The organism is Stenotrophomonas beteli (assembly GCF_001431665.1).
Lineage (GTDB): Bacteria > Pseudomonadota > Gammaproteobacteria > Xanthomonadales > Xanthomonadaceae > Stenotrophomonas > Stenotrophomonas beteli.
This window is the reverse complement of record NZ_LLXV01000106.1, coordinates 1-2,129: the sequence shown is the minus strand read 5'-3', so window position 1 is coordinate 2,129 and position 2,129 is coordinate 1. Positions and strand designations below refer to the sequence as shown.

General features: G+C 68.0%; 3 protein-coding genes. All 3 read right to left on the bottom strand.

The features are described from left to right. Nucleotides 1-15: 15 nt before the first annotated feature. Nucleotides 16-1,347: a Xaa-Pro dipeptidase gene (gene pepQ, locus ARC23_RS20185; protein ID WP_057498842.1), complete on the bottom strand. Its 1,332-nt coding sequence runs from the start codon at nucleotides 1,345-1,347 to the stop codon at nucleotides 16-18. A gap of 75 nt (nucleotides 1,348-1,422) precedes the next feature. After that, a complete protein-coding gene (locus tag ARC23_RS20180; RefSeq protein WP_057498843.1) occupies nucleotides 1,423-1,785 on the bottom strand; it encodes a PilZ domain-containing protein in 363 nt (120 codons plus the stop codon). A gap of 5 nt (nucleotides 1,786-1,790) precedes the next feature. Continuing rightward, nucleotides 1,791-2,129 (bottom strand): DUF1631 family protein (locus ARC23_RS20175; RefSeq protein ID WP_152985311.1); only part of this gene is annotated, 339 nt, incomplete at its 5' end.

Sequence of the window (2,129 nt, the reverse complement as noted above, 5' to 3'; positions counted from 1 at the left end):
CCAACCACGAGGGGCTCAGCCGTTGGCCGCCGCAAACTCCGGCCGCGTCAGGTTGTCCGCCTCGCCCTCAGTGCACAGCACTTCGTCTTCGATGCGGATGCCGCCATACGGGCGGAAGAAATCCACGCGGTCCCAGTTGATCGCATCACCATGGCCGGCGTCCTTCACTTCGTTCAACAGCATGTCGATGAAGTACAGGCCCGGTTCGATGGTCACCACCATGCCCGGCTCCAGCACGCGGGTCAGGCGCAGGTACGGATGCCCGGCCGGGCGCTCGATGCGGCCGCCTTCGTCGCTGGCCGCGAAGCCGGCCACGTCATGTACCTGCAGGCCGATCAGGTGGCCGATGCCGTGCGGGAAGAACGCGGCGCTGATGCCGGTCTCCAGCGCGGTCTGCGGCGAGACGTTGATCACGCCGAAGTCCTTCAGCACGCCCATCAGCGAAAGATGGGCGTCCACATGCAGCTGCTTGTAGTCGAAGCCCGGGCGCACCGCGGCGCACATCTGCTGCTGGGCGGCATCGACGGCGGCGATCATCGCAGCGAATTCGTCGTGGCCCTGCGCGGCATAGGTACGGGTGATGTCGCTGGCGTAACCGTGGGCGCTGGCGCCGGCGTCGATCAGGAAGCTGCGCAGCGGCTGCGGCGCCTTGCGGCCCAGTTCGGTGTAATGCAGCACGGCGGCGTGTTCGTTCAGTGCGACGATGTTGCCGTACGGCAGCTCGTTGGCATCCTGGCCCACCGCCTGGCAGTACGCCATGTGGATGCTGAACTCGTCGGCGCCATTGCGGAAGGCCGCCTCGGCGGCGCGGTGGCCGCGCACGCCCAGCACCTGCGCCTGGCGCATCAGTGCGATTTCATACGGCGTCTTGCAGGCGCGGTGCCATTCCAGGTAATTCACCACCGGCGCCGGGTTGTTCGGCACGTAGTTGCCCAGCGCGCTCTGCGGTTCGCCGAGGATCGCGCAGCGCGACGGGTCGGCCGGCAGCAGGGCCAGCGCCTCTTCGGGCGTGCGGATGATGTGGATGTCGAAGTGGTCCACCCACCAGCCGCTCGGCGCATCGGGCACCACGTGCCAGTAATCGAAGGGCTGGTGGAAGATCACGGCCGGGCGCTTGCCCGGGGTGAACACAATCCAGCTGTTGGGCACGCGGGTGAGCGGCAGCCAGGCCTTGAACTGGGGGTTCACCGCATACGGATAGTCGCGATCGTCGAACACCTGGTAGTGCAGGGTGCCGCTGGGCACCACCAGGTGATCAAAGCCGCCGCGGGCCAGTGCCTGTTCGGCGCGTCGGCACAGCACGGCCAGGTGGTCGGAATACAGGGCGCCGGGGTCTTGCTGGATCATTGCGGTGGCTCGACACGGAAAACGGCCCTAGATTCTGCCGCATACCGCGAAAAACCGCTGTGCCGGAACCGGCACTCAGGCCGTCGAAAGCGGCCCTTCATCGCTGTCCTCGCCCACCCACTGGCGCAGCAGCTGCCGATGCTCGCGCGACAGGGTGAGGAAGCGGAAGCCGGTCCAGCTTTGACCTGGCGCGTGTGCCGGTTCGCTCCACAGCAGGTGCACGCCCACGTCGATGGCTTCATGGCGACCGTCGCCCATTGGCAGCGGGAAGCGCAGCTGGTACAGCGCGTCCTCGCGCAAGGGCGTACTGGCCAGCATCAGCATGCCGGTCTCGGAAACATTGCCGAGCCGGCCCACCACGCAGTCGCGCATCTGGTCGGTGACCGGCACCAGGTCCGACACCTGGCGGCGCGGGGCGCGACGGGTGTCCTGTGGCAACGGGTTCATGCGTGCGTCTCCTTGCGATGGCCACCCGCCAGCGCGCGCAGGGCGCTGAGGCTGGCCTGCCAGGCACGGTCCACCAGCCGGCCACGGTCTTCGGTCACCAGCTGCGCGTGGCCGGCGCTGACCTGCCGCGCCAGTGTGTCCAGATCGGTCTCGGCGATCTTCTGCCCGCGCGCATTGACGAACAGGGCATGGCCGGTCAGCAGGCTGTACCAGGACAGGCGCTGCCGTCGCACGTTGCCGTCGCCACTGTCGATGTCGAACCAGCTGCCGAACGGCAGGCTGGAAAGCTGCTGGTAGGCCGCCTCTTCCGCGCTGCTGCGGGGGAGGGGGGGCGG

Bases quoted from the DNA above. Each gene is read 5' to 3' on its own strand.
- pepQ (WP_057498842.1), bottom strand. From the start codon at position 1,347: ATGATCCAGCAAGACCCCGGCGCCCTGTATTCCGACCACCTGGCCGTG.